The sequence below is a fragment of the Streptomyces sp. JK94 genome (assembly GCF_053613315.1).
On sequence record NZ_JBSICH010000014.1, the window covers coordinates 254,570 to 280,960 of the forward strand.

The following is a 26,391-nucleotide window of genomic DNA, read 5'->3' on the forward strand; positions in this document are numbered from 1 at the left end:
GTTCAGCGCCTCACAGCGCGTCCACGGCGCGGGCGGCGCTCCCGGTCGCGCGCTCCAGGTCCTCCGCGGCCCGGCTGATCCGGAGGGCCGAGTCCGTCACCTGCCGGCCCAGGCGCTCGGCCTCCACGAACACCTTCACGGCGAGCACCGCGAGGACGGCGAGACCCAGGAAACCCACGGCAATCGCGAACATCGGCCAGAACATGACGCCGAGCCTAGACGGTGGAGTGCAGCCGCAGGGTCCTGACCCCGCCGCCCGTGAGGAGTTCCACGACCCGCTCCCCCGCCGGCTTGCGGACCGCGGACCCGCACTCGGGGCAGGTGAACGAGTAGAACGTGGTGCGGCTCGTGGCACCGATGGCGAGGCGCAGCGCGCTCGCGGCGAGTTCGAAGCGACCGCGGCAGTCGGGGCAGCCCGCCCTGAACACGACCGGGGACACACGTCTCATGCCGGCGAACGCGGACGCCGCCGTCATGCCCGGCACACCCGGCCGCACGGACTCGTTCACAGTGCTCGCTCCCGCCTGTCGTGCTGTCCCTCGCCCGGCCCGCCGTGCGCCCCGGCCGCCTCGATCCCGTCGTACGCGGCCAGCGCCTCGCGGGCCGCCCGCCGGGCGCTGTCGGCCAGCTCGGGCGGGGAGACGATGCGGCCGTCACGTCCGAGCCGCAGCGCCAGCCGCCGCAGGGACGCCGGGTCGGGGGTGCGCAGGGTGATGCGCAGCCCGCCGTCGGCCAGCTCCTGGGCGCTGTCGTGCGGGTAGTACTCGGCGACCCAGCGTCCGCCCGGGGCGACCTCCACGACGACCTCCGGGTCCTCGGCGGCCGGCTGCACCAGTCCTTCCGACAGGTCCCGCAGCTCCACCTCGGGCGGCGCGGACGGCTCGTCGAGGATGCGGATCTCGGCGACCCGGTCGAGCCGGAAGGTGCGCCGGGCCTCGGACCGGCGGCACCAGGCCTCCACGTACGTGTGCCCGACGCTGACGAGACGGATGGGGTCGATCTCGCGCTCGGTGACCTCGTCGCGGGCCGGTGAGTAATAACGGATCCACAGCCGGCGGCGCTCCGAGATCGCCCGGTCGACGTCGGCGAAGACGCCGCCCTCGGACTCGAAGGTGACGGACAGGCGCGAGCTGGCACCCGCGGCCTCGCCGGCCGAGGTCTCCACCTTGGCGGTCGCCCGCAGCAGTGCCTGCCGGTCGCTCTCGCGCAGGCCGGGCAGGGTCGCCACGGCCCGGGCCGCGACGAGCAGCGCGGTGGCCTCGTCGGCGGCCAGCCGCAGCGGCTCGGCGGCGTCCGCGCCGAGGGCGGCGGGGTTGTGCCACCAGATGCGCTCGCCGTCGGTGTCGATGTCGAGCAGATCGCCGCCGCGGAAGCTGGTGCCGCACATGGGCAGCACGTCGAGGTCGGAGACCAGTTCGTCCTCGGTGATGCCGAAGGCGCGCGCGACGTCCTCCACCCGGGCGCCGGGGCGCTCCCGGAGGTAGGTCACCAAGGAGAGCATCCGTCGGGTCTGGTCGATGGCGTTCACGGGCCTGACCGGTTTGCCTGCCACTGTGTTGTCCGTTCCCCCTCAGCCCTTGGCGACGGCACGCAGCCGGTCCACCACGTCCGCGCGCAACTCCGCGGGCTCCAGCACCACCACGTCCGGCCCGAACTCCACCAGCCAGGCGTCCAGGCCGTGCCCGTACGGAATCTCCAACTCGTCCCAGCCGTCGCCCTGTTCCCGTACGGCCGTGGCCTTCGCCCGAAGGGGGTAGCCCGCGCCCGTGCGCAACCGGATCAGCGCGGAGCGGTCGGCGGTCTCCCCCGCCCAGCTCGCGACCGTCTCGCGGACCGTGACGACGTCGGGCACGGGGGCGGTGAAGCGCGCGCCGCGCGCACGGACCTTGCCGGTGATCCTCGACAGTCTGAAGACCCGCTCGGCGCCCCGGCCGCGGTCGAAACCGGCCAGGTACCAGTGGCCGCGCCAGCACTCCAGGGCCCAGGGCTCGACGTGCCGGGCCTCGGGCTGCGCGGCGTTGGCCTTGCGGTAGTCGAAGAGGACCGGGCGGCGGTCGCGGCAGGCCAGCATCAGCGGCTCGAAGGCGGCCTCGTGCACGGGGATGCGGGGTTCCAGCGCACTGTGCGCCTCGTACGGGTCGACGTCCTCGGGCAGCCCGGCCGCGCGCAGCTTCTGCAGCGCGCCGCTGGCGGCGCCGGCCAGCCGGGCCTGCTGCCACACCTTGGCGGCCAGGCCGAGCGCGGCGGCCTCCTCGGCGTCCAGGGTGATGGGCGGCAGGCGGTTGCTGTCGCGGCGGGCCAGGTAGCCGACCTCACCGTCGAGGCTCTCGACCGTCTCGATGACGAGTCCGAGTTCCCGCAGGTCGTCCTTGTCCCGCTCGAACATGCGGTTGAAGGAGTCGTCGGAGCCCGCCGTCCCCTGACCCGGCCTGGAGGCCTCGACGTAAGCCTCGATGGAGTCACGCAGCTCACGCTTGCTGAGTGGCCGCCGCGTCCCGAGCAGACACAACGCCAGGTTCATCAGCCGCTCGGCCTTGGCAATGGCCATCGACGCCCTTCTCCCTATGGTGCTTACGACGGATGACCGTACCGCTCCGCGAGGGCGCGGCAAAAGCCGAGGGCCCATGCCCGGGCAGGCATGGACCCCCGATGACCGGCTCCGATCGGTATGCGATCAGACTCCGAGCAGATCGACCACGAAGATCAGCGTCTCACCGGGCTTGATCGCCGGGGTCGGGCTCTGGTTGCCGTAGGCGAGGTGGGCCGGGATGGTCAGCTGGCGGCGGCCACCGACCTTCATGCCCTGCACGCCCTGGTCCCAGCCGGCGATGACGCGGCCGCCACCGAGCGGGAAGCGGAACGGCGTACCGCGGTTCCAGCTGGCGTCGAACTCCTCGCCCGTGCTGAACGCCACGCCCACGTAGTGGACGGTCACGGTCTGACCGGCCTGCGCAACCGGGCCGTCGCCCTCCCAGATGTCCTTGATCTCGAGGTCCGCCGGGGGCTCGCCGCCCGGGAAGTCGACCTCGGGCTTGTCGATGCTCACGTGTTCAGCTCCTGCTTGTCTGCGGAAAGGCAACGGGCCAAGTCTTACATCTCCGAGGCGTCACATCTTCGCGAGGATGTCCACGGAGAAGACCAGCGTGGAGTCCTTCTCGATGCCGCTGCCCTGCGGCGGGCTGTCGCCGTAGCCCAGGTCCGGGGGGATGACGATGAGGACGCGGCTGCCGACCTTCTTGCCGGTCAGGCCCTGCGACCAGCCCTTGACGACCTGCTGGAGCGAGAACGACGTCAGCTGCTTGCGGCCGTACGTCGAGTCGAACTCCTTGCCGCTGTCCCACACCACGCCCTTGTACTGCACGAGCACGCTGTTCTCGGCGCCGACCTCGGCGCCGTCACCCTCCAGGACGTACTCCGCCACGAGCTTCTTCGGCGCGTCGGCCTCGGGCACCTCGATGGAGGGCGCCTTGCCGTCGGTGTTGGTGCCGACCTTGGGCAGGGCGGCGTCGTCCTGGGGGACGGCCTTGCCCTGGGCGGAGCTCCTGGCGTTGAAGGTGTCCTGGACGTCGACCACGAACACCAGGGTGTCGGTGCCCTTGATGCCCGCCTCCTCGTTGCCCTGCTCGCCGTACCCCCAGGTGGGCGGCACGGAGAACTGGACGCGGCTGCCGGCCTTCTTGCCCGCGAGCGCGTACCGCCAGCCCTCGATGATGCTGCCCTGGGCGAGCTGGATGACCAGCGGGGTCTTGCGGTCGTAGGAGTTGTCGAAGACCTTCGCGGTGTCCCAGATCTGGCCGAGGTAGTGGGCCACCACGAAGTCGTTCTCGGCGACCGCCTTGCCGCCGCCGGCGATGGCCGTCTTCACCGCGAGGTCCTTGGAAGGGTCGCCGCTGCCCTTGGCCACGGTCGGCTTCTCGCCGAACTCCGTGCCCGCGGTGATCGCCGGCAGCGGACCGTCGACGATCTTCGGCGGCGAGGCGGACGAGGCCGACGCCTGGGGCGTCTCGGTGGCGTCGGCGGCGCTCGAGCCGGAGTCGTCGTCGCCGCATGCGGCGAGCGTGACCATTCCGGCGGGGACGGCGATGAGGAGTGAGCGTCGGCGCACGGTGGGGGCCTCGTAATCGGTGTCGGGTAGATCCTGCGGGACGGGGTGCGCGCAACTCTACGACGCGAGAAGGGCACCGTACGGATAACGTACGGTGCCCGTGTGGCGTTCCGCCCGTCCGTACCTGGCGCCCGCCTCACCCTCGTCCGGCTCACATCCCGGCGATCAGCTTCTCCACCCGGTCGTCCACGGAACGGAACGGGTCCTTGCACAACACGGTGCGCTGGGCCTGGTCGTTGAGCTTGAGGTGGACCCAGTCGACGGTGAAGTCCCGGCGCTGCTCCTGAGCCCGTCGGATGAAGTCGCCGCGCAGCCGGGCGCGAGTGGTCTGCGGCGGAACGGACTTGCCCTCGAAGATCTTCAAGTCGTTGGCGACCCGGGCCGCCTGGCCCTTCTTCTCGAGCAGGTAGTACAGGCCACGACGGCGGTGGATGTCGTGGTAGGCGAGGTCTATCTGCGCGACGCGGGGGTGCGACATGGTCATGTTGTGCTTGGCCCGGTACCGCTCCAGGAGCTTGTACTTCATGACCCAGTCGATCTCGGTGCCGATGCGGTCGAGGTCCTCGGCCTCGATCGCGTCCAGCGTGCGGCCCCACAGCTCCAGCACCCGCTCGACGGTGCCGGTGCGGATGCCGCGGCGCTCGCAGAAGTCCACGGCCTTCTCGTAGTACTCCCGCTGCACCTCCAGCGCCGACGCCTCCCGGCCGCTGGCCAGGCGCACCTTCCGCCGCCCGGTGATGTCGTGGCTGACCTCGCGGATCGCCCGGATCGGGTTCTCCAGGGTGAGGTCGCGCATCACCGTGCCCGCCTCGATCATGCGCAGCACCAGGTCGGTGGCGCCGACCTTGAGCAGCATCGTCGTCTCGGACATGTTGGAGTCGCCCACGATGACGTGCAGCCGCCGGTAGCGCTCGGCGTCGGCGTGCGGCTCGTCGCGGGTGTTGATGATCGGACGGGAACGGGTGGTCGCCGAGGAGACGCCCTCCCAGATGTGCTCGGCCCGCTGGCTGACGCAGTAGACGGCGCCGCGCGGCGTCTGCAGCACCTTGCCGGCACCGCAGAGCAGCTGCCTGGTCACCAGGAACGGAATGAGGATGTCCGCGAGGCGGGAGAACTCCCCGTGGCGCGCCACCAGATAGTTCTCGTGGCAGCCGTAGGAGTTGCCCGCCGAGTCGGTGTTGTTCTTGAAGAGGTAGACGTCGCCCGCGATTCCCTCCTCGTGCAGGCGTCGTTCGGCGTCGACCAGGAGTCCTTCGAGAATGCGCTCGCCCGCCTTGTCGTGGGTGACGAGCTCGATCACATTGTCACATTCGGGTGTGGCGTATTCCGGATGTGATCCCACGTCGAGATAGAGGCGGGCGCCGTTGCGCAGAAAGACATTGCTGCTGCGGCCCCATGACACGACACGGCGGAAGAGGTACCGCGCCACCTCGTCAGGCGACAGGCGGCGCTGTCCCCTGAACGTGCACGTGACGCCGTACTCGTTCTCCAGCCCGAAAATGCGGCGGTCCATGACTGAACATTACGCCTGATGACCCGAACTGAAACGGGGTTCGACGGCACGGTTTGGATCATTTTCCGATGAAGCCGCAACCACCTCGTGCCGGGCGGGAGCTGCGAGGACCCGTCCGGTGCAGGCCAGGACGAGCAGGGACACGGCCCCGGCCGCCCCGGGCAGGGCGAAGCCCCACCCCGTCCCGCCGTGCTCGACGACCGGCCCGGCGAGGCCCGTTCCCACCGACGCGCCCACGGTGAAGGTCGTTACCAGCCACGAGAACGCCTCCGTCACCGTGCCCCGCGGCGCGTGCAGGTCGACCAGGACGAACGCGCAGGCGATGCACGGCGCCAGGAAGAGGCCCGCGAGCACCATGAGCAGCACCATGGGGAACGCGCCCGGCAGCAGGAGCAGCGGCAGGTAACACACCGCCAGCAGCGCCACCAGCACCCGCAGTCGCCGCGCCGGGCCACCGGTCCACTGCCGGGCCCCGTACACGGCACCGCCCACCAGCGCGCCGAGCCCCAGGGCGGCCATCAGCCAGCCGTAGACCGCGTCGCCGCCGTGCTCGTCCGCGTACGGCACGGAGGCGACCGTGATGGACCCGAGCGCCATCCCGACGAACAGGAAGGCGGCCAGCAGCGCCAGCAGCCCGGACGAGCGCAGCGCGCCCAGCCAGTGCGCCGCGCGGGGCGCCGACCGCCACGCGCGCGAGGGCGGCGAGACCACCACGGACAACGCGCCCAGCACGCCCACCGCGTTCAGCACGAGCAGCGCGGTCTGCGGCGACCACAGCGACACGCACACGGTCACGAGCAGCGGCCCGACGGTGAACATGACCTCCTGCGCGACGGCGTCCATGGCGTACGCCGTGTGCACCTGGTCCTCCTTGCGGAGCACGCCGGGCCACAGGGCCCGCAGCCCGCCCTCCAGCGGCGGCGTGAACAGTCCGGCGGCCGCCACGGCCGCGTACGCGAGCACGGCCGTCCCGGTTCCGGCGAAGGCGAAGACCGCCATGGCCAGTCCCGACACGACGGCGGCCGGCAGCTGCACCCGCGGCTGCCCGTGCAGGTCCACGAGCCGCCCCAGCACGGGCTGCCCCACCGCGTTGGCGACCCCGTACACGGCGGCCAGCGCTCCCGCGAGGCTGTAGGAGCCGCCCTCGGCCCGCACGAACAGCACGATCGCGATCGCCGCGGTGGCGTTGGGCAGCCGCCCCACCAGCGTGCCGGCGAGCAGCCGGACGGCGTACCGCGCCCGGAGGATGTCCAGGTATCCGGCGAACACGTCCCACCCCTTCCACGGACCCGCGGGTCTCTGCCCCACACAGGTTTTACGTATAACGTGCTGCGTCATACGTACCATGGCGCCTGTTCACGAGTCCAGACGAAAGCGCAGGCGAACGGTGGCACGAGGCAGTACCCGCCCCACCAGCCGGGACGTGGCCCGGGCCGCCGGCGTCTCCCAGGCCGCGGTCTCCCTGGTCCTGGGCGACAAGTGGCGCGGCCGCGTGTCGGAGCCCACCGCCGAGCGGGTCCGCGAGGCCGCTCTCGAGCTGGGCTACCGCCCCAATCTCGCCGCGCGCAACCTCCGCCTCGGCCGCACCCGCACGGTCCTGCTGGTCGTCCCCGCACTGACCACGGAGTTCTTCGCGGAGGTCTACACGGGCGCCGCGCGGGTCGCCGCCGAACACGGCTTCGGCGTGGTCCTCTACCCCTCCCCCGAGGGCGTGGGCCCGGCCCGGGACCCCTTCGCCTCCGCCCAGGCGGCACTGGACGGCGTCATCGCGTCCTCCATGGCGGCCGACGCGCTCACCGCGATCCGGGGCGACCAGCTGCCCCTGGTCATGCTGGACAGCGACCCGGAGGGCAGCCTGGGCGCCGCGACGGTCAACCTGGACATCGCCGACGGCATCCGCCAGGTCGCGGAGCACCTCCTGTCCCTGGGGCACCGCCGATTTCTCCACCTGGCGGCGGACGTCCCGTCCTGGACCTTCGAGATCCGCGCCCGTGAACTGTCGGCACGGCTGTCCGCCGTCCCCGGTGCCGGTCTCCGCACCGCCCGCGCCCCCCTCTCCATCGCAGGCGCCCTGACTGCCGCGGAGGCCGTTCTCTCGGCTGCGGGGCCCCGGCCCACGGCAGTCGTCTGCGACGACGACAAACTGGCGGCCGGCGTGTACAAGGCGGCCCGGCGTGCCGGTCTGCGCGTCCCCGACGACCTCTCCGTCACCGGCCTGGACGACCTGGGCCTGGCCACGGCCATCGATCCCGAACTGACCACGGTCCGCCTCGACGCGGAACTCTTCGGCGAGCGCGGGATGCGGGCCCTGCTGGCGGTCCTGGAGGGCCGGGCACCCGAGGAGGGGGACATTCCGGTGAGCCTGGTGGTACGCGGTTCCACGGCCCCGCCACGGTGAACCGGCCGGGGCGCGCTCCGGCCGCGGGCCGACGACCGCCCGAGGCGGCGTGGCGTGGCTCGGTGACGTCCGGGTATGCCGGCCAGTGGCCGTGCACGGCGACGGGGCCCGCTTCGTCCAGGGAGCCGCCCGCAGCGGTCGGCGCGGCAGCGCCGGCACTTCCGCAGGGCTCGGGGCCCGCGTCGCTGACCGGCCGTGCCTCGCCGCCCCGGCGTTGGCCCCGCCCGTGGCCCACGGCACGACCGGCTGGCACCACGTGTGCCCCCGGCGACCCGCTCGGGCCGCCGAGGGCGTCACCGTCTACTCCTCGTCCGGGCTCTCGTCCTCGTCCCGCGGACTCGGCTCACCGGCCCCCGAAGCCAGCAGCCGCGAAAGCTGGCCTCCCACGATCCGCTTGAACTTGCGCTTCTGCCAACGCGTACGGTCCAGCACCGCGACCTCCAGCCGCTCCGCCGGAATCTCCCGCTCGCTGCCGTTGGTGTCGCGGGAGAGCGCCTGTACCGCGAGCCTCAGCGCCTCGGCCAGCGTCATGCCGTCGCGGTGGCGCTGGTCCAGGTACCCGCTGATCTGCTCGGCGTTGCCGCCGACCGCGACCGAGCCGTGCTCGTCCACGATCGACCCGTCGTGCGGCAGCCGGTAGATCTGGTCGTTCTCGGGACGGTCACCGACCTCGGCGACGACCAGTTCGACCTCGTACGGCTTCTCGGCCTGGCTGGAGAAGATCGTGCCCAGCGTCTGGGCGTAGACGTTGGCCAGGCCGCGGGCCGTCACGTCGTCCCGGTCGTACGTGTAACCGCGCAGGTCGGCGTAGCGCACTCCGCCGATCCGCAGGTTCTCGTACTCGTTGTACTTGCCGGCGGCCGCGAAGCCGATCCGGTCGTAGATCTCGCTGAACTTGTGCAGCGCGCGGGACGGGTTCTCGCCGACGAACACGATGCCGTCGGCGTACTGCAGCACGACCAGGCTGCGGCCACGGGCGATGCCCTTGCGGGCGTACTCCGCCCGGTCGGCCATGGCCTGCTGGGGTGAGACATAGAACGGCGTCGACACCGGTTATCCGTCCCTTTCTGTCGAAGTCACTGGACCGCCTGACAACACGAACGCACCCGTTACAGCAGCGCGGCCCGCGGCCCGTCGGGCTGCTCGAGCCGCCGCTCCAGCACCGAACGGGCCAGCTCCCCGGACTCGTCGTCGCCGAGCCGTCGGAAGCCGTCCTCGGTGATCACAGTGATGATCGGGTAGATCCGGCGGGCGACATCGGGACCGCCGGTCGCCGAGTCGTCGTCTGCCGCGTCGTACAGCGCCTGGACCACGAGGGTGGTGGCCTGCTCCTCGGTCAGATCGTCGCGGAACAGCTTCTTCATCGCGCCGCGCGCGAAGACCGATCCCGACCCCGTGGTCGCGAAGTTCCGCTCCTCGGACCGTCCGCCCGTCACGTCGTACGAGAAGATGCGGCCCCTGCCCCGGTCCACGTCGTACCCGGCGAAGAGCGGCACCACGGCCAGCCCCTGCATGGCCATGCCGAGATTGGACCGGATCATGGTCGACAGGCGGTTCGCCTTGCCCTCCAGGGACAGCTGCGCACCCTCGACCTTCTCGAAGTGCTCCAGCTCCAGCTGGAAGAGCTTCACCATCTCCACGGCCAGACCCGCCGTGCCGGCGATGCCCACCGCCGAGTACTCGTCGGCCGGGAAGACCTTCTCGATGTCCCGCTGCGCGATCATGTTGCCCATCGTGGCCCGCCGGTCACCGGCGAGGACGACACCACCGGGGAACGTGACCGCCACGATCGTGGTGCCGTGCGGTGCCTCGATCACGCCCTGCACCGGCGGCAGCTGCCGGTTGCCCGGGAGCATCTCCGGCTGGTGCTCACCGAGGAAGTCCATGAACGAAGAGGACCCGGGCGTCAGGAAGGCAGCTGGTAGACGCCCGTTGCTACGAGTGTTGGCTTCCACGCGATTCCTTCCACGTATGCGACAGCTGTGTCACGGACCCTACCCGCCCGACGGCGGTGATCCACATACTCGGCGGGAACCACGGAACGAACGGTCCGGCCCCCGCCCGAGGCGCGCGCGGCGCGGCTCCACACCGCACCGCGCGCGACACCTCACGTTCTGCTCGTCCGCCCCTCATGAGGCCCTCGAACCTTCGAGGCGGGGGAGAAGCAGGCCCCGGAGGCGGCCTACTGGCCGCCCTTCTGCACGAAGGACCGCACGAAGTCCTCCGCGTTCTCCTCGAGGACGTCGTCGATCTCGTCCAGGACGGAGTCAACGTCGTCGTTCAGCTTCTCCTGACGCTCCTTGAGGTCCTCGGAAGCCTGCGCGTCCTGCGCCTGCTCCTCGACCTCCTCCGTGGAACGCGTGGCCTTCTGCTGCCCGCCGCCGGTGTCCTTGGTCGCCATAACCCTCACCCCGCTCGGTTCGCCCGACACAGTTGCTCGGTTCAAGATCCGACCCTACAAGCCGGGTCCGACATCGGCCCCGCAGTTCGTCCAACGTACGGGGGCCATCTCGATGGTTCCCGGACCCGGTGGCTTTCCACCCTGTCCGGCGGTCTCCTCCCGTGTACCCGCTCGGTGCCGTCATCCCCCGGCGAGGACCCTGACCAGGTCGTCCGCGGTGCGGCAGCGGTCCAGGAGCTCCTTGACGTGATTACGCGTTCCGCGAAGCGGTTCCAGGGTTGGTACCCGCTGGAGCGAGTCCCGGCCCGGCAGGTCGAAGATCACCGAGTCCCAGGAGGCCGCCGCGACGTCGTCCGCGTACTGCTCCAGACAGCGTCCGCGGAAGTACGCGCGCGTGTCCTCCGGCGGCTTCGTGCGGGCCCGCTCGACCTCCGGCTCGTCCAGCAGCCGCTTGATGCGGCCGCGGTCCACCAGACGGTTGTACAGGCCCTTGTCGGGCCGCACGTCGGCGTACTGCAGGTCCACGAGGTGCAGCCGGGCCGCGTCCCAGTCCAGGTCGTCCCGGCGCCGGTACCCCTCCATGAGCTCCCGCTTGGCGACCCAGTCCAGCTCGCCGGCCAGGCTCATCGGGTCGTTCTCCAGCCGGTTGAGGGTGTCCTCCCAGCGGCCCAGCACGTCCTTGGTCTGGTCGTCGGCGTCCGCGCCGTACCGCTCCTCGACGTACTTGCGGGCCAGCTCGTAGTACTCCATCTGGAGCTGCACCGCGGTGAGCGTGCGCCCGCTGCGGAGGGTGACCAGGCGTTGCAGCGACGGGTCGTGCGAAACCTGGTGCAGGGTGCGGACGGGCTGGTCCACGGCCAGGTCGACCGCGATGAACCCGTCCTCGATCATCGACAGCACCAGGGCCGTCGTACCCAGCTTCAGGTAGGTCGAGATCTCCGACAGGTTCGCGTCGCCGATGATCACGTGCAGCCGCCGGTACTTCTCGGCGTCCGCGTGCGGTTCGTCGCGCGTGTTGATGATGGGCCGCTTCAGCGTCGTCTCCAGGCCCACCTCGACCTCGAAGTAGTCCGCGCGCTGACTCAGCTGGAAGCCGTGTTCGTGCCCGTCCTGGCCGATGCCGACGCGGCCGGCGCCGGTGAAGACCTGGCGGGAGACGAAGAAGGGCGTCAGATGGCGCACGATGTCCGAGAAGGCGGTCTCCCGCTTCATCAGGTAGTTCTCGTGCGTGCCGTAGGAGGCGCCCTTGTTGTCGGTGTTGTTCTTGTAGAGGTGGATCGGCTGCGCGCCGGGAAGCTGGGCGGCCCGCTCGGCGGCCTCGGCCATGATCCGCTCACCGGCCTTGTCCCACAGCACGGCGTCGCGCGGGTTGGTGACCTCGGGAGCGCTGTACTCGGGGTGGGCGTGGTCGACGTAGAGCCGTGCCCCGTTGGTGAGGATCACGTTGGCCAGGCCGATGTCCTCGTCGGTGAGCTGGCTGGAGTCGGCGGACTCGCGGGCGAGGTCGAAGCCTCGCGCGTCGCGCAGCGGGTTCTCCTCCTCGAAGTCCCATCGGGCCCGGCGGGCCCGGTGCATCGCCGCCGCGTAGGCGTTGACGATCTGGGACGAGGTGAGCATGGCATTGGCGTTCGGGTGGCCGGGGACGGAGATTCCGTACTCCGTCTCGATGCCCATTACTCGCCGTACGGTCATGCGGCCCTCCTTGCCCGGCGGCGCCCGTCCTGGGTGCCGCTCAAGTACCGCTGGCGCTCCGATGCGTGTGCGGTGCCCGTCCCCGCACTGCGCGACTCGGCGGTACGGAAGAGCCTAGAACGCCTCTGCGCCGGTGGGGAGATCATTTGCGGCATTGCCTTGCTCCAGTCGGGGCTCCGGAAAACAGTCGGCTGCGGGTACCCGCCGAGGGCACCCGCAGCCGCCCCGCCTTTTACAGGTACTGACCGGTGTTCGCCACCGTGTCGATGGAGCGTCCGGTGTCCGCGCCCTGCTTTCCGGTGACGAGCGTACGGATGTACACGATCCGCTCGCCCTTCTTTCCGGAGATGCGGGCCCAGTCGTCCGGGTTGGTGGTGTTCGGCAGGTCCTCGTTCTCCTTGAACTCGTCCACGCAGGCCTGGAGGAGGTGGGAGACGCGAAGGCCCTTCTGGTTCTTCTCGAGGAAGTCCTTGATCGCCATCTTCTTGGCGCGGCCCACGATGTTCTCGATCATGGCGCCGGAATTGAAGTCCTTGAAATACAGGACTTCCTTGTCACCATTGGCGTAGGTGACCTCAAGGAAACGGTTTTCCTCGGATTCGGCGTACATCTGTTCCACTGCCGTCTGGATCATGCTCTGGACGGTGGCCGACCTGTCCTTCTCGTGCTCCGTGAGGTCGTCCACGTGGAGCGGGAGGCGCTCGGTGAGGTACTTGCCGAAGATGTCCTTGGCCGCCTCGGCGTCCGGACGCTCGATCTTGATCTTCACGTCCAGCCGGCCGGGCCGCAGGATGGCGGGGTCGATCATGTCCTCGCGGTTGGAGGCACCGATCACGACCACGTTCTGCAGGCCCTCCACGCCGTCGATCTCGGCCAGCAGCTGCGGGACGATGGTGTTCTCCACGTCCGAGCTGACACCGGAGCCGCGGGTGCGGAAGAGGGACTCCATCTCGTCGAAGAAGACGATGACGGGGGTGCCCTCACTGGCCTTCTCACGAGCCCGCTGGAAGACCAGGCGGATCTGCCGCTCGGTCTCACCGACGTACTTGTTGAGCAGCTCGGGACCCTTGATGTTGAGGAAGAAGCTCTTGCCGGCGGCCTGGCCGGTCACCTCGGCGACCTTCTTGGCCAGCGAGTTGGCGACCGCCTTGGCGATGAGCGTCTTGCCGCATCCGGGAGGCCCGTAGAGCAGGACGCCCTTGGGCGGACGCAGCTCGTGCTCCTTGAACAGGTCGGGATAGAGATAGGGGAGCTCGACGGCGTCGCGGATCATCTCGATCTGTCCGCCGAGGCCGCCGATCTGCTCGTAGCCGATGTCGGGGACCTCTTCGAGGACCAGTTCCTCGACCTCGCTCTTGGGAACGACCTCATAGACGTAACCCGAGCGGGATTCGAGCAGGAGGGCGTCGCCGGGGCGGATGGTGATGCCCCGCAGGGGCTCGGCGAGCCGCACCACCCTCTCCTCGTCGGTGTGACCGAGCACCAGGGCCCGCTCGCCGTCCTCGAGGATCTCCTTGAGGGTGACGATGTCACCGACGCTCTCGTACTCCATGGCCTCGACCACGTTGAGAGCTTCGTTGAGCATCACTTCCTGGCCGCGCCTGAGCTCGTCGAGCTCGACGCTCGGGCTGACGTTCACCCGGAGCTTGCGGCCGCCGGTGAAGATGTCGGCGGTGCCGTCCTCGTTCGCCTGCAGGAAGACACCGAAGCCCGCCGGTGGCTGGGCCAGCCGGTCGACCTCTTCCTTGAGGGCCACGATCTGGTCGCGGGCCTCGCGGAGTGTTCCGGCGAGTCGCTCGTTCTGGGCGGACACGCCGGCCAGATTGGTCTGCAGCTCGACAATCCGCTCTTCGAGAATCCTCGTGTGCCGCGGAGATTCGGCGAGCTTGCGTCGCAGGACGGCGATCTCCTGCTCAAGGTAGGCCACCTGCCCGGCCGGGTCGTCGGACCCGCGTCCCGGGCGGATGCCGCGGTTCATGTCGTCGTCGTGGGCTGCCACGGTCCTCACCTCCTCCAAGGGGAGCTGGACGCTTCCAGACCCTACCTGGGTGGGTGTCGATTGAAACCCCTAGATCACAAAGACTGTCGGGGTGTGTCCGATCTTCACCCTTGCGCTCTCCCTCACGCCAGGGGAATACCCACCGGACGTGAATGGAACCCAGCCGGAGGTAGGGTCGAAGCGTTCAACACCCGTCAGAGCTGGCCGGATTCCCGAAGGGCTCGACAGCAGGAAACGGCAGGAGAGATGAGCGTGCAGCAGGAGGCCGGAGTCGACGGCGAGGCACTGGAGGTGTGGATCGACCAGGACCTGTGTACCGGCGACGGCATCTGTGCGCAGTACGCGCCCGAGGTGTTCGAGCTGGACATCGACGGTCTGGCCTACGTCAAGGGCGCGGACGACGAGCTGCTGCAGAGCCAGGGGGCGACAACGCCCGTGCCGTTGCCCCTCCTCGCGGACGTGGTCGACTCCGCGAAGGAGTGTCCGGGCGAGTGCATCCACGTGCGTCGCGTTTCGGACAGGGCCGAGATCTACGGCCCGGACGCAGAGTGACCGAACCGTTACCTATTTTGCACGCTGCGTGACCGATATCCGAGGGGTCGCACCGTCCGCCGCGGGGCGGCCGGTCATATGGTGCGTGCCTGGGACGGCGTGTCGCGGACGAACGCGCCGTTCTCCCACTGCCACTTCACCTCGTCCGTGACGTCGGGGCAGCAACTGGGCACGTCGGCCGACGAGTAGCCGAGGAGCGTGGCCCGGACGGCGCCGCCGCGCACCGCGAAGTCGGTGACCGTCCTGCGCTCCCCCGGCTTCACGAGAGTGGCCACGACGCGGGGCTTGCCGTCGTCGGCGCCCCGCGTGACGACGTACACCCCGTCGGGCGGGGTGCCCATGGGCGCGTCGCAGTGCACGACGGCCACCGTCTCGGGCCGGCCGTCGCCGTCGAGGTCGCCGGAGGCCTTCTTCTGCACCACCGCCTTGACCGGGCCGCACTCCAGCGGGAAGGCGACGGCCGCCGGATCGGGTGGTGCGGTGAGCGCCGGGGCGTTCTTCCTCTCGGACCCGGCGGCCTGGGCCGCCGTCGCGGCGTCGGGCTGCAGGACCGAGGAGAGGGCGACCACTCCGGCGAGGGCCGTGGCGGTGGCGACCCAGTGGATCGGGCGGGCGTGCGTGTGCGACAGATCCGGAACGGCGGGGTGCTGCACGAGGAGTGTCTCCTGTGAGGGCTGTGCCGGCGGGAGGGGGTGGCCAGCATCGTGCCACACGTCACAGTGCAGGGGAACGGCGGGGTGGGTACTGGAGCGGGCTGCGCGCCTTTCCGCGCCATCTCGCGTCCCGCCGCCCGCCGCCCGCCGCCCGCCGCCCGCCGCCCGCCGCGCAACAGGACGGCGCCTGCGTCGGCGTTGGGGCCGGCGTAGTCCTCGCCGTAGGCGCCCTTGGCGGGGCGGCGACGGCGCATGGGCGGCTCGACGCCGTCGGCGAGGCGCCGGGCGGTGAGCAGGAAGCCGGTGTGGCCGATCATCCGGTGGTCCGGGCGGACGGCGAGGCCCTCGATGTGCCAGTTGCGGATCATCGTCTCCCAGGAGGTCGGCTCGTTGAAGCAGCCGATCTCGCGGATGGACTCGACGGTCCGGGCGAGCTGGGTGGTGGTCGCCACGTAGCAGCACAGGATGCCGCCGGGCACGAGCGCCTTCTTGACGACGTCCAGGCACTCCCAGGGGGCGAGCATGTCGAGGATGACGCGGTCGACGTCGGTGTCGGACAGGTTGTCCTGGAGGTCGCCGACGGTGAGCTGCCAGGCGGGGTGCGGGCCGCCGAAGTAGCGCTCCACGTTCTGCCGGGCGATATCGGCGAAGTCCTCGCGGCGCTCGTAGGAGTGCAGCATGCCCTGGTCGCCGATGGCGCGCAGCAGGAAGCTGCTGAGGGAGCCGGAACCCACCCCTGCCTCCACGACGCGCGCGCCGGGGAAGATGTCGGCGAAGGCGAGGATCTGCCCCGCGTCCTTCGGGTAGACGACGGCTGCCCCGCGGGGCATGGACAGGACGTAGTCGGGGAGCAGGGGGCGCAGCGCGAGGTAGGCGACGTTCCCGGTGGTGCGGACAACGCTGCCCTCGGGAGCGCCGATCAGTTCGTCGTGGGGGAAGGAACCCTTGTGGGTGTGGAAGTTCTTCCCGGCCTCGAGCGTGAACGTGTAGTGGCGGCCCTTGGGGTCGGTCAGCTGAACCTGGTCCCCGACCTTGAAGGGCCCGCGCCTGCGGGCGGCACCGGTCGGTTCGGACATGTGACCAGCCTACCGGTCCCCGACGGGGCCGCCGACCACGCGGGAGGTCAGGAGGGACGGGCCATGGCCTTGACGAAGGCACGCTCCACGTCGGCCGCGGACAGGACGCCGTAGATCTCACCGGTCTCCTCGACCACCAGGTACTCGGTGGCCGGATTGGCGCGCAGCGCGTCCAGGAGTTCCTCGCCCGACAGCTCGGCCGAGACGCGCATGCCCTCGGTGAGGTCCTGGGCGAGGCCGCCGACCGGCACCCAGGGGCGGCGGTGCTCGGGTACGCCGACGATGGCGGCCTCGCGGACCAGTGAGACGGGGATGCCGTCGGCGTCGACGACGACCAGGGCACGGGCCCCCGAGGCGTTGGCGCGGCGCAGGGCTTCGGAGAGCGGCGTGTCGGCGGGGACGGGGACGGCACGCCGGGTCAGGACACGGGCGCGCAGCTCCGGGAGGTGCTCGCGCAGGCGGGCCATGCGGAGGCTGTTCCCGGCGCCGGTCCAGATGATCGCGGCGAGGATCGCGGCGAGCAGGGCGTCCATCACCGTGTCCATGCCGACGTCGTCCACGGCGCCGGAGCCGAGGGCGCTGGTGACCAGCGGCAGTCCGATCAGCACGGAGACGGCGAGGGCCCGGCCGACCCAGGCCGCGGCGACCGTGCCGGTCATCGGTTTGCCGGTGATCTTCCAGACGACGGCGCGGAGCATCCGGCCGCCGTCCAGCGGGAGGCCGGGCAGCAGGTTGAACGCGGCCACGAGGAGGTTGGAGATCATCAGGCCGGCCAGCAGCACGCCGGGGACCGTGCCGGGCTCGACGGGGAGCATGGCGACGTAGAAGACGCCGGCGAGGACGAGGGAGAGCAGCGGGCCGACGAAGGCCAGGACGAACTCGCGGCCGGGGGTCTCGGCCTCCTTCTCGATCTCGGAGACCCCGCCGAAGAACTGGAGCTGGATGCGGCGGACCGGGAGCTTGAAGCGGAGGGCGGCGATGGTGTGGGCCAGCTCGTGGACGAGGACCGAGGCGTAGAAGGCGACCGCGAAGAAGAGGGAGACCAGATAGCGGGCGGCTCCCAGCTCGGGCAGCACGCGGTCGAGCTGGCCGCCGAACACCCAGGTGATCAGGGCGGCGACCAGGAACCAGCTGGGCGCGACGTACACGGGCACGCCGAAGGGCCGGCCCATCAGCAGCCCTCCGCCGGGCTCCGGGCGCCGCTGCGGCGGCCGTCCGGGCCCTGTGCCCCGCGCGGAGGCCCGGACGTCGGCACGGGGCCGGTCGGGGCGGGGGTCGTGCGGGCCGTGACCGGACGTCGCGGGCACGTGCGCGGGGTGGTCGCCGGCGGGGGGCGGGAACGGCGGCGGGCCCGCGGGGCGGTCACCACCAGGCGTCCCCTCCCCCGGCGTCCCGGTGCCGGACGTGCCGGGTCCCGGCGATGCCGCACGGCGGGGCGTCTCGGGACGCGGTGCCGGCGGGCGTGCCTCGGACGTCTCTTCGGGATGCTCACCGGGGCTGTCGTCCGTGGGCCGGGGCGACCGGACCGCGGGACGTTCCCCGGACGGGCCGGAATCCGCGGCTTCCGGATGTCCGGGGCCGGTGGCCGGGGCCGTGGGGCTCGCCTCGGACTCGGCCGACTCGTCGCTGCCGGACCGCGGCTGCCCGTTCCCGCCGCTCACGTCCACGGTGTCCCCTCGTTCGAAGCGTCTCCCGCGCCTGCCGGGCGGGAGGGTCTCGTCCCGATGGTATGCGTCCGTCGCGGCCCGTTCCGCTCCGGCACCCCTGTGCTTCCCTTCCGTCACTTGGGTCACGGCCGCGGGACGGGGCTGTCAGTCGCGGGCCGTAAGGTCTGTGGGCATGGAGACGAGCATCGAGGATGTCGCGGAGGACGCCGGCGGCCCCGCCCGACCGGCGGCGACGGTGGCGGACCCCGCGGACGCGACGGCGGACGCGGTGGGGGACGCGGTGGGGGACGCGGCGGCCGACGTCCCCGCACCCGTGCGCGTCGCCGTGGCGCCCGCATCGCTCTCGCCCTCCCGGGCCGGCGACTTCATGCAGTGCCCGCTGCTGTACCGGTTCCGGGTCATCGACCGCCTCCCGGAGAAGCCGAGCGAGGCCGCGACCAGGGGCACCCTGGTGCACGCGGTGCTCGAGCGGCTCTTCGACGCCCCGGCGGCCGAGCGCACCGCACCACGGGCGAAGGCGCTGGTCCCCGGCCAGTGGGACCGCCTGCGGGAGAGCAGGCCGGAGGTCGGGGAGCTGTTCGCCGACGACCCGGAGGGCGAGCGGCTGGCGCAGTGGCTCAGCGAGGCGGAGGGGCTCGTCGAGCGGTGGTTCACCCTGGAGGACCCGAGCCGGCTGGAGCCGGCCGAGCGGGAACTGTTCGTCGAGGCCGAGCTCGACTCGGGCCTGCGGCTGCGCGGCATCATCGACCGGGTCGACGTGGCCCCCACCGGCGAGGTGCGGATCGTCGACTACAAGACGGGGAAGGCGCCCCGGCCGCAGTACGCCGAGGGCGCGCTGTTCCAGATGAAGTTCTACGCGCTGGTGGTGTGGCGGCTGAAGAAGGTCGTCCCACGGCGCCTGCAGCTCGTCTATCTCGGCAGCGGTGACGTGCTCACCTACGACCCGGTCCTCGCCGACCTGGAGCGGGTCGAGCGCAAGCTGCTGGCGTTGTGGGAGGCCATCCGGCTGGCGACGGAGACGGGCGACTGGCGGCCGCGTCCCACCAAGCTGTGCGGCTGGTGCGACCACCAGGCGCACTGCCCGGAGTTCGGCGGCACTCCCCCGCCGTATCCCCTGCCGGTGAGGGCGGCCGGCTCCGGCGCCACCGAGCAGGGCAGAATGGGACCGGACTAGCGAAGGAGACTTACGTGGCCATCCGCGTCCTACTGGTCGACGACCAGCCGCTGCTGCGCACGGGCTTCCGGATGATTCTGGAGGCGGAGCAGGACCTCGCGGTCGTCGGCGAGGCCGGAGACGGCCTCCAGGCGCTCGACCAGGTGCGGGCGCTGCAGCCCGACGTGGTGCTGATGGACATCCGCATGCCGCGGATGGACGGCGTGGAGGCGACCCGGCAGATCACCGGGCCCGAGCGGGACGGCCCGGCCAAGGTGCTGGTGCTGACCACCTTCGACCTCGACGAGTACGTGGTGGAGGCGCTGAAGGCGGGGGCCAGCGGCTTCCTGCTGAAGGACGCCCCGGCCAACGAACTGGTGCAGGCCATCCGCGTGGTGGCGAACGGCGAGGCGATGCTCGCGCCGAGCATCACCCGCCGGCTGCTCGACAAGTACGCGACGCATCTGCCCTCCGGCGACGAGCCGGTCCCGGACGCCCTGCACACGCTGACCGAGCGTGAGGTGGAGGTGCTGAAGCTGGTGGCCCGCGGTCTGTCCAACGCGGAGATCGCCGCCGACCTCTTCGTCAGCGAGACCACCGTCAAGACGCACGTGGGCCATGTGCTGACCAAGCTGGGCCTGCGCGACCGGGTGCAGGCCGCGGTGTACGCGTACGAGAGCGGTCTGGTCCGCCCCGGCGCACAGTAGGCCGCCCGGCGCGCCGCGCTACGGCGCGTACGGAGCACGGCCGTGGCACTCACCCGCGCGACGCGCACCCGGCACGAAGGGCGCCCTCCTCCGATCGGAGGAGGGCGCCCTTCGTGCCGGGTCCGGCGGGGCGTCAGCCGCTCACACCCCGGCCCAGCTCCCACACCTGGAGCGAGGAGGCGGAGTTGAGTACGTAGGCCGTGCCCGTGATGTCGTCCCGGGCGGCGACGTACTGCTTGCCCTGCCACAGCGGGATCACGGGGACGTCGTTCGCGGTGATGTCCTGGATCTCGTTGAGGCTGTCCACCGCGGAGAGCCGGTCGGCCTCACGACGGGACTCGGGGATCAGCTTGTTCCTGATCTGGGTGTTCACGTACGGCGAGTTGAGGGTGTTGTCCTTGTCGAGGAACGGCGCGATGAAGCTGTCCGCGTCCGGGAAGTCGGGGAACCAGCCCATGCCGAAGACGTCGAACTCGCCCTTCATCTGCGCCGGGCGGAACTTGTCCCAGGGCATGCCCTTGATGTCGACGTCGAAGAGCCCGCTGCCGTTCAGCTGCTTCTGCAGCTGCTCGAACTCCAGCTTCGTCGCGGCGCCGTAGTGGTCCGTCGTGTAGTGCAGCGTGAGTTTCACGGGGGTGCTGACGCCCGCGTCCTCCAGCATCTCCTTGGCCTTTTCCGCGCTCGGGTCGCCGTACTTGTTGAAGAACGAGTTCGAGTGACCGGTGATGCTGGCCGGCACCATCGAGTACAGCGGTTCGGCCTGGGAGCCGTAGACCTCGGAGACGAGTTGGCTGCGGTTGACGAGCTGGGCCATCGCCTGCCGGACGGCCTTGTCCTTCACCGTCTCCGCGTCCGTGGTGAAGCCCAGGTAGCGGATCTCGAGACCGGCCACCTCGACCAGGTCGACGGCGGAGTTCGTGGAGGTGGAGAGCTCGCGGATCTGGTCCGGCGTCATCGCGCGGGTCATCACGTCGATGTCGCCCTTGTCGAGCGCGGCCCCCATGGCTTCGGCGTTGTCGAACGAGACGATCTCGACCTTGTCGTTGTTCACCTGGACACTCCCCTTGTACTCGGGGTTCTTGGTGAGCACGGCCTTGGTCATCTCGTCGCCGTCGACCTCGGCCTTCATCGTGTACGGGCCGGAGCCGTCCAGCTCGAAGCCCTCGCGCAGCTTGTCCTTCGCGTAGTCCGCCTTGTTGACGATGCCGGCGACCGGGGTGGACAGCTTGTACGGGAAAGTGGCGTCGGCGGTGTTGAGGTGGAAGACGACCTCGCGGTCGCCCTGCGTCTCGATGGTGTCGACGGTCGACAACAGGCCGTACACCTGGCTGTCCGCCTGGATGGTCAGCGCGCGTTCGAAGGAGTACTTGACGTCCTCCGCGGTGATGGCGTCGCCGTTGGCGAACTTCAGTCCGTCGCGCAGGGTGCACGCGTAGCGCTCGTTGCCGGTGTCGGTGAATCCGCACTTCTCGGCGGCCTCCGGCACGGGTTCACCGTCGCCGCGGGGCTGGATCATCAGGGTCTGCGTGGTCTGCCGCAGGATGTTCCAGAGGCCGACATCGTAGGCGAACGCCGGGTCGAGGGGCGCGGGTGCGTCCTTCGAAGCGGTGAACCGGTCCGTGGTGCCGACGACGATCGCGTCCCCGCCGCCGCTGCCGCTGCCGGACCCGCCGCAGGCGGCGAGTGCCGGCGCGAGCAGGCCGACGACGGCCGGCAGCACCAAAGTCTTGCGGTTCATGCTCGAGTTTCTCCAGAGCTGTCGGTCCGTGTATCCGGCATGCAGGGGTGTCGCGGCGGATCACGGGGGTAGTGGCCGATGTTCTCGCGACGAGATTAGTCCGCGCCCGCACGGGGGCTCGCAGCCAGTGGAGTTGAAAGCTCATCACGGAGCGAAACCGGGTGCGGACACACCGAAAACCCGACAGTGGAAGGATTAGTGCAGGCTTTCACCAATCAGGACACAAGGGCACCTCGACAACGTTCGCCAGGCGCGGAACAGCACACATACTCCCCTCTGTCGACACCCAGCAAGGTGGCGAACCTCACACCGAACCCTGTACAGGCAGGTGCCTGGATTGAGCCATCCGCAGTGCCTCAATTACCCGCGCACCGCCTCGCGTCGGCGTCGGCGCGCCGTTTTCGGGAATTGCCGCGTCATTACCGCTGCACGCTGGGTGAGCGCCTAGAGCGCAGGGGTCATCAGGCCGCGCAGAAATGTCAGGTCGACCTCTTCCAGCGAGCCGACCACCGTGCGCCGGGCGGCGGGGGTGAGAGGAGCGACCGAGGGCACGGCCACCACGTGGCAGCCCGCGGCCTCCGCGGCGGCGACTCCGGTCGCGGTGTCCTCGACGACGGCGCACCGGGTCGGATCCACGCCGAGCCCGGCCGCGGCGGCCAGGTACGGGTCCGGGTGGGGCTTGGTGCGGGGCACCTCGTCCCCGGCGATGGTGAGGCCGAAGTACTGAGGGCCCAGCGAGGTCAGCACCCGGTCGATGATGCGCCGGTGCGAGGCGGAGACCAGGGCCGTGGGGATCTCGTGCGCGCGGAGTTCGGCGAGCAGCCGGGCGGCTCCCGGCATGAGCGGCAGGCTGCGGCCGATGCGCTCCTCGAAGCCGTCGTTGAGCAGCACGCTCAGCTCGGCGAGCGTGATGTCCGCCCCGGTCGCCTCGATCAGGAATCCGGCGCTGCGGCTCATGGGACCGCCGACGACCACGTGGCGCCACGAGTCGTCGAGGGTGTGGCCGAGGGAGGCGAAGACCGCCACCTCGACCTCCCACCAGAAGCCCTCGGTGTCCACCAGGGTGCCGTCCATGTCGAGGAGCACCGCCTGCAGGGCGGAGCCTTCGGCCGAACGGGTTCCGAGCGCGGGGACCGTACTGGTCATCCACGTACCTCCTTGAGGGACGATCAGGCCGGTTCCCGTGACGGGAACCGGCCTGCGGTGGACCGACCAGTGTACGTCGTGCAGGACGAGAATGCCTGGTGTGGCCCGTGGCGCGGGTACGGGAGGCCTCAGCGCGCGTTGAAGTACTTCGCCTCCGGGTGGTGGATCACGATGGCGTCGGTGGACTGCTCGGGGTGGAGCTGGAACTCCTCCGACAGGTGGACGCCGATGCGTTCCGGCTGGAGCAGGTCGGCGATCTTGGCACGGTCCTCCAGGTCCGGGCAGGCGCCGTAGCCCAGGGAGAAGCGGGCGCCCCGGTACTTCAGGGCGAACATGTCCTCCATCGCGGCGGGGTCCTCACCCGCGATGCCCAGCTCGGAGCGCACACGCGCGTGCCAGTATTCGGCGAGGGCTTCGGCGAGTTGGACGGACAGGCCGTGGAGTTCGAGGTAGTCGCGGTAGGCGTTGGCTTCGAACATGCGGGCTGTTTCCTCGCCGATGCGGGAGCCGACGGTGACGATCTGGAAGCCGACGATGTCGGTTTCGCCGGATTCCTCGGGGCGGAAGAAGTCGGCGAGGCACAGGCGTCGGCCGCGGCGCTGGCGGGGGAAGGTGAAGCGGGTGCGTTCGTTGCCCGCTTCGTCGAGGACGATGAGGTCGTCGTCCTTGGAGACGCAGGGGAAGTAGCCGTAGACGACGGCCGCTTCCAGCAGGTTCTCCCTCTGGAGGCGGTCGAGGAGGCCGCGCAGCCGGGGGCGGCCCTCGGTTGCGACGAGTTCCTCGTAGGAGGGTCCTTCGCCGGTGCGGGCCTGTTTCAGGCCCCACTGGCCCTTGAACAGGGCGCCCTCGTCGAGCCAGGAGGCGTATTCCTTGAGCTGGATGCCCTTGATGACGCGGGTGCCGCGGAAGGGCGGGGCGGGGACGGGGTTGTCGGTGGCGACGTCGGAGCGGGCGTGGTCTTCCCCGGGTCGTTCCTCGACTGTCACCGTGGCCGCCCGCACCCGGCGCGGGCGCAGCTGGGGCAGTTGTGCGCCGGGTACGCCGCGTTTGACGCCGATGAGGGCGTCCATCAGGCGCAGGCCCTCGAAGGCGTCGCGGGCGTAGCGGACTTCGCCGTCGTAGATGTCGTGGAGGTCCTGTTCGACGTAGGCGCGGGTGAGGGCGGCGCCGCCGAGGATGACGGGGTAGTCGGCGGCCAGTTGGCGCTGGTTGAGTTCTTCCAGGTTCTCTTTCATGATCACGGTGGATTTGACGAGGAGGCCGGACATGCCGATCACGTCGGCCCGGTGCTCTGCGGCTGCTTCCAGGATCGCGGAGACGGGTTGCTTGATGCCGAGGTTGACGACGGTGTAGCCGTTGTTGGACAGGATGATGTCGACGAGGTTCTTGCCGATGTCGTGGACGTCGCCGCGGACGGTGGCCAGCACGATGGTGCCCTTGCCGTCGTCGTCGGTCTTGTCCATGTGCGGTTCCAGGTGGGCCACCGCGCTCTTCATGACTTCGGCGGACTGGAGGACGAAGGGCAGCTGCATCTGACCGGAGCCGAACAGTTCGCCGACGACTTTCATGCCGTCCAGCAGGGTTTCGTTGACGATGTCGAGGGCCGGGCGTTCCCGGAGGGCTTCGTCCAGGTCCCGTTCCAGGCCGTTCTTCTCGCCGTCGATGATGCGCCGCTTGAGCCGTTCCTCCAGCGGGAGCGCGGCCAGTTCCTGGGACTTGGAGGCCCGCAGTGATGTGGCGGTGGCGCCCTCGAAGAGCTGCATGAGCTTTTGCAGCGGGTCGTAGCCCTCGCGGCGGCGGTCGTGGATCAGGTCCAGGGCGGTGGTGACCTGTTCCTCGTCGAAGCGGGCGATGGGCAGGATCTTGGAGGCGTGCACGATCGCCGAGTCCAGGCCGGCCTTGACGCACTCGTCGAGGAAGACGGAGTTGAGCAGGATGCGGGCGGCCGGGTTGAGGCCGAAGGAGATGTTCGACAGGCCCAGGGTGGTCTGCACCTGCGGGTGGCGGCGTTTGAGTTCGCGGATGCCTTCGAGGGTGGCGATGCCGTCGCCGCGGGACTCCTCCTGGCCGGTGCAGATGGTGAAGGTCAGGCAGTCGACGAGGATGTCCGACTCGTGGATGCCCCAGTTGCCGGTCAGGTCCTCGATCAGCCGTTCGGCGATCTCCACCTTCTTCTCGGCGGTGCGGGCCTGGCCCTCCTCGTCGATGGTCAGCGCGATCAGCGCGGCGCCGTGTTCGCGCGCCAGCCGGGTGACCCTGGCGAAACGGGAGCCGGGGCCGGCCCCGTCCTCGTAGTTGACCGAGTTGATCACCGCGCGGCCGCCGAGCTTCTCCAGCCCGGCGCGGAGCACCTCGACCTCGGTGGAGTCCAGTACGACCGGCAGCGTCGAGGCGGTGGCGAACCGGCCGGCCAGCTCCGCCATGTCGGCCACGCCGTCACGGCCCACGTAGTCCACGCACAGGTCCAGCATGTGCGCACCCTCGCGGATCTGGTCGCGGGCCATCTCCACACAGTCGTCCCAGCGGCCCTCCAGCATCGCCTCGCGGAACTTCCTCGACCCGTTCGCGTTCGTCCGCTCACCGATCGCCAGGTACGACGTGTCCTGCCGGAACGGCACCGACTGGTACAACGAGGCCGCGCCCGGCTCCGGACGGGGGTCCCGTCCGGCCGGCACGGCACCGCGGACCCGCTCCACGACCTGCCGCAGGTGCTCGGGCGTGGTACCGCAGCAGCCGCCCACCAGCGACAGGCCGTACTCACGGACGAACATCTCCTGCGCATCCGCCAGCTCCGGCGCACTCAGCGGGTAGTGGGCCCCGTCCTTGCCCAGGACCGGCAGACCGGCGTTGGGCATGCAGGACAACGGGATACGCGAGTGACGGGCCAGGTAACGCAGATGCTCACTCATCTCCGCCGGACCGGTCGCGCAGTTCAGACCGATCATGTCGATACCCAGCGGCTCCAGCGCGGTCAGGGCGGCGCCGATCTCCGAGCCGAGCAGCATCGTCCCGGTCGTCTCGACCGTCACCGACACGATCACCGGCACCTCCAGACCCAGCGCGTCCAGGGCACGCCGCGCGCCCAGGACGCAGGCCTTGGTCTGGAGCAGGTCCTGCGTCGTCTCCACCAGCAGCGCGTCCGCACCACCCGCCACCAGCCCCTCGGCATTGCGCTGATACGCATCCCGCAGGACGGTGTAGGGGGCGTGGCCCAGCGTGGGGAGCTTGGTACCCGGACCCATCGAGCCCAGCACCCAGCGCTGCCGGCCGTCCCGCGCGGCGAACGCGTCGGCCACCTCACGCGCCACCCGCGCACCCGCCTCCGACAGCTCATGCACCCGCTCGGCAATGTCGTACTCACCCAGCGCCGAATGGTTCGCGCCGAACGTGTTCGTCTCCACACAGTCCACACCAGCCGCGAAATACTCCTCGTGCACCGAACGCACGATGTCGGGCCGGGTCAGATTCAAAACCTCGTTGCAGCCCTCCAACTGCTGGAAATCCTCCAACGAGGGATTCTGCGCCTGCAGCATGGTGCCCATCGCACCATCGGCGACCACCACACGGGTGGCCAGCGCCTCACGCAGGGCG

At 70.4% G+C, this 26,391-nt stretch carries 22 protein-coding genes and 1 pseudogene; 4 read left to right on the forward strand and 19 right to left on the reverse strand.

Features of this window, described 5'->3' with window-relative positions; all coding sequences use genetic code 11:
* Positions 1 to 10 precede the first annotated feature (10 nt).
* From ACVV2G_RS14350 to ACVV2G_RS14385, 8 genes are all read right to left on the reverse strand, one after another.
* Positions 11 to 205 carry a hypothetical protein gene (locus tag ACVV2G_RS14350; protein WP_453843062.1) on the reverse strand — a complete coding sequence of 65 codons (195 nt, stop codon included), beginning with the start codon at positions 203 to 205 and terminating at the stop codon, positions 11 to 13.
* A gap of 10 nt (positions 206 to 215) precedes the next feature.
* On the reverse strand, positions 216 to 476 hold the full coding sequence (locus ACVV2G_RS14355) for a hypothetical protein (RefSeq protein ID WP_453843099.1): 261 nt from the start codon (positions 474 to 476) through the stop codon (positions 216 to 218).
* 29 nt (positions 477 to 505) lie between these two features.
* Complete coding sequence (locus ACVV2G_RS14360) at positions 506 to 1,552, reverse strand: helix-turn-helix transcriptional regulator (RefSeq protein ID WP_453843063.1); 1,047 nt, start codon at positions 1,550 to 1,552, stop codon at positions 506 to 508.
* A gap of 18 nt (positions 1,553 to 1,570) precedes the next feature.
* Positions 1,571 to 2,548: a helix-turn-helix transcriptional regulator gene (locus ACVV2G_RS14365; protein WP_453843064.1), complete on the reverse strand. Its 978-nt coding sequence runs from the start codon at positions 2,546 to 2,548 to the stop codon at positions 1,571 to 1,573.
* A 126-nt stretch (positions 2,549 to 2,674) separates the two neighbouring features.
* Entirely contained in the window at positions 2,675 to 3,046 is a 372-nt protein-coding gene (locus ACVV2G_RS14370; RefSeq protein WP_453843065.1) for an FKBP-type peptidyl-prolyl cis-trans isomerase, read from the reverse strand.
* 60 nt (positions 3,047 to 3,106) lie between these two features.
* Positions 3,107 to 4,105: an FKBP-type peptidyl-prolyl cis-trans isomerase gene (locus ACVV2G_RS14375; protein ID WP_453843066.1), complete on the reverse strand. Its 999-nt coding sequence runs from the start codon at positions 4,103 to 4,105 to the stop codon at positions 3,107 to 3,109.
* Between the two features lie 151 nt (positions 4,106 to 4,256).
* A complete protein-coding gene (gene pafA / locus ACVV2G_RS14380) occupies positions 4,257 to 5,618 on the reverse strand; it encodes a Pup--protein ligase (protein WP_052837743.1) in 1,362 nt (453 codons plus the stop codon).
* Between the two features lie 9 nt (positions 5,619 to 5,627).
* Positions 5,628 to 6,887: an MFS transporter gene (locus tag ACVV2G_RS14385; protein WP_453843067.1), complete on the reverse strand. Its 1,260-nt coding sequence runs from the start codon at positions 6,885 to 6,887 to the stop codon at positions 5,628 to 5,630.
* Positions 6,888 to 7,005: 118 nt separating this feature from the next.
* Between ACVV2G_RS14385 and ACVV2G_RS14390 the strand changes: the two genes are divergently transcribed.
* A complete protein-coding gene (locus ACVV2G_RS14390) occupies positions 7,006 to 8,016 on the forward strand; it encodes a LacI family DNA-binding transcriptional regulator (RefSeq protein WP_453843068.1) in 1,011 nt (336 codons plus the stop codon).
* A gap of 300 nt (positions 8,017 to 8,316) precedes the next feature.
* Here the strand turns inward: ACVV2G_RS14390 and prcA are convergent, their stop codons facing one another.
* From prcA to arc, 5 genes are all read right to left on the reverse strand, one after another.
* Entirely contained in the window at positions 8,317 to 9,066 is a 750-nt protein-coding gene (prcA, locus tag ACVV2G_RS14395; RefSeq protein WP_453843069.1) for a proteasome subunit alpha, read from the reverse strand.
* Positions 9,067 to 9,125: 59 nt separating this feature from the next.
* The gene (gene prcB, locus ACVV2G_RS14400) at positions 9,126 to 9,971 is read right to left on the reverse strand and encodes a proteasome subunit beta (RefSeq protein WP_453843070.1); all 846 of its coding nucleotides are present in this window, start codon (positions 9,969 to 9,971) and stop codon (positions 9,126 to 9,128) included.
* Between the two features lie 227 nt (positions 9,972 to 10,198).
* Positions 10,199 to 10,417, reverse strand: coding sequence for a ubiquitin-like protein Pup (locus ACVV2G_RS14405; RefSeq protein WP_053128307.1), 219 nt, complete (start codon positions 10,415 to 10,417; stop codon positions 10,199 to 10,201).
* A 180-nt stretch (positions 10,418 to 10,597) separates the two neighbouring features.
* Positions 10,598 to 12,109, reverse strand: coding sequence for a depupylase/deamidase Dop (dop, locus tag ACVV2G_RS14410; protein WP_453843071.1), 1,512 nt, complete (start codon positions 12,107 to 12,109; stop codon positions 10,598 to 10,600).
* Between the two features lie 232 nt (positions 12,110 to 12,341).
* A complete protein-coding gene (gene arc, locus ACVV2G_RS14415; protein WP_453843072.1) occupies positions 12,342 to 14,108 on the reverse strand; it encodes a proteasome ATPase in 1,767 nt (588 codons plus the stop codon).
* Between the two features lie 246 nt (positions 14,109 to 14,354).
* Between arc and ACVV2G_RS14420 the strand changes: the two genes are divergently transcribed.
* The gene (locus tag ACVV2G_RS14420; protein WP_453843073.1) at positions 14,355 to 14,660 is read left to right on the forward strand and encodes a ferredoxin; all 306 of its coding nucleotides are present in this window, start codon (positions 14,355 to 14,357) and stop codon (positions 14,658 to 14,660) included.
* A 74-nt stretch (positions 14,661 to 14,734) separates the two neighbouring features.
* Here ACVV2G_RS14420 and ACVV2G_RS14425 read toward each other — a convergent pair whose 3' ends face one another.
* From ACVV2G_RS14425 to ACVV2G_RS14435, 3 genes and pseudogenes are all read right to left on the reverse strand, one after another.
* Positions 14,735 to 15,313: a hypothetical protein gene (locus ACVV2G_RS14425; RefSeq protein ID WP_453843074.1), complete on the reverse strand. Its 579-nt coding sequence runs from the start codon at positions 15,311 to 15,313 to the stop codon at positions 14,735 to 14,737.
* Between the two features lie 182 nt (positions 15,314 to 15,495).
* Positions 15,496 to 16,389 (reverse strand): annotated as a pseudogene (locus ACVV2G_RS14430) (tRNA (adenine-N1)-methyltransferase); the annotation flags it as partial.
* Between the two features lie 47 nt (positions 16,390 to 16,436).
* Complete coding sequence (locus tag ACVV2G_RS14435) at positions 16,437 to 18,056, reverse strand: site-2 protease family protein (RefSeq protein ID WP_453843075.1); 1,620 nt, start codon at positions 18,054 to 18,056, stop codon at positions 16,437 to 16,439.
* A 172-nt stretch (positions 18,057 to 18,228) separates the two neighbouring features.
* On the opposite strand from ACVV2G_RS14435, the gene ACVV2G_RS14440 reads away from it, so the two are divergent.
* Together ACVV2G_RS14440 and ACVV2G_RS14445 are read left to right on the forward strand one after the other, a co-directional pair.
* Positions 18,229 to 19,230: a RecB family exonuclease gene (locus tag ACVV2G_RS14440; RefSeq protein ID WP_453843076.1), complete on the forward strand. Its 1,002-nt coding sequence runs from the start codon at positions 18,229 to 18,231 to the stop codon at positions 19,228 to 19,230.
* A gap of 14 nt (positions 19,231 to 19,244) precedes the next feature.
* Positions 19,245 to 19,916, forward strand: coding sequence for a response regulator (locus tag ACVV2G_RS14445; RefSeq protein WP_453843077.1), 672 nt, complete (start codon positions 19,245 to 19,247; stop codon positions 19,914 to 19,916).
* Positions 19,917 to 20,049: 133 nt separating this feature from the next.
* Here ACVV2G_RS14445 and ACVV2G_RS14450 read toward each other — a convergent pair whose 3' ends face one another.
* The 3 genes from ACVV2G_RS14450 to metH all read right to left on the reverse strand — a co-directional run.
* Positions 20,050 to 21,654 carry an ABC transporter substrate-binding protein gene (locus ACVV2G_RS14450; protein ID WP_453843078.1) on the reverse strand — a complete coding sequence of 535 codons (1,605 nt, stop codon included), beginning with the start codon at positions 21,652 to 21,654 and terminating at the stop codon, positions 20,050 to 20,052.
* 444 nt (positions 21,655 to 22,098) lie between these two features.
* Positions 22,099 to 22,800 (reverse strand): HAD family hydrolase, encoded by a 702-nt coding sequence (locus ACVV2G_RS14455; protein WP_453843079.1) that lies wholly within the window; start codon positions 22,798 to 22,800, stop codon positions 22,099 to 22,101.
* A 128-nt stretch (positions 22,801 to 22,928) separates the two neighbouring features.
* Positions 22,929 to 26,391: methionine synthase (metH, locus tag ACVV2G_RS14460; protein WP_453843080.1), on the reverse strand; the 3,463-nt coding region annotated here is incomplete at its 5' end.